At 60.5% G+C, this 588-nt stretch carries 1 protein-coding gene; it reads right to left on the bottom strand.

Features of this window, described 5'->3' with window-relative positions:
- Positions 1-588, bottom strand: a 588-nt coding sequence (locus KSF73_17310; protein MBV1777479.1) for a GAF domain-containing protein, incomplete at both ends; no start/stop codon positions are given.

The raw sequence follows: 588 nt of genomic DNA, 5'->3' as shown, positions 1-588 counted from the left end.
TAGGTCGACCTCAATGCCGGTCTGCCGTGTAAAGCGCGAAATCGTGTCATGAATCGCGCCGCGCAGCTCACCCGGCCCCAGCTTGGAGCGGAAATTGGCCAGCAGTTCGCGCACGTCCTGATAGCTTTCCGTCACACCTGTCTGCAAGAGCGGGATGATCTCGCGGATATCGTCGAGTTTCCGTTTAGCCGTGGCCTGATCCAGCATCTGCACCTGCAGATTCAGGAAATTCAGCCCCTGCGCCAGACTGTCATGCAGGCCCTGGGCCACCAGATTGCGTTCTTCGGCAATGGCCAGTTGCTTGGCTTTGGCGCTCAGGCGGATATTTTCGATGGCGATGCCCAGATGCTGGCCGAGCACCTCCAGCAATTGCACTTCGGCAGGCGGCAGCGGGCCTTCGTGGCGGAAATGCAGCGAGAAGCTGCCCAGTACTTCGTGCTGGCTGACAATGCGGAAGGCAGATAGCGCGCGGAATCCGGCCTTGGCGCAGCCGAGTTCACGCGAGGGCTGGGTTTTGCGGAAATCGTGAATCACCACCACGCCTTGCCCGACAGCCTGTCCGCACAGACAGGCCTGCACATCCATGCA

Source organism: Burkholderiaceae bacterium DAT-1 (assembly GCA_019084025.1).
In the GTDB taxonomy this organism is placed as follows: Bacteria; Pseudomonadota; Gammaproteobacteria; order Burkholderiales; family Chitinimonadaceae; genus DAT-1.
Note: the sequence above shows the minus strand (reverse complement) of the source record. Positions and strands in the feature narration are given on the sequence as shown.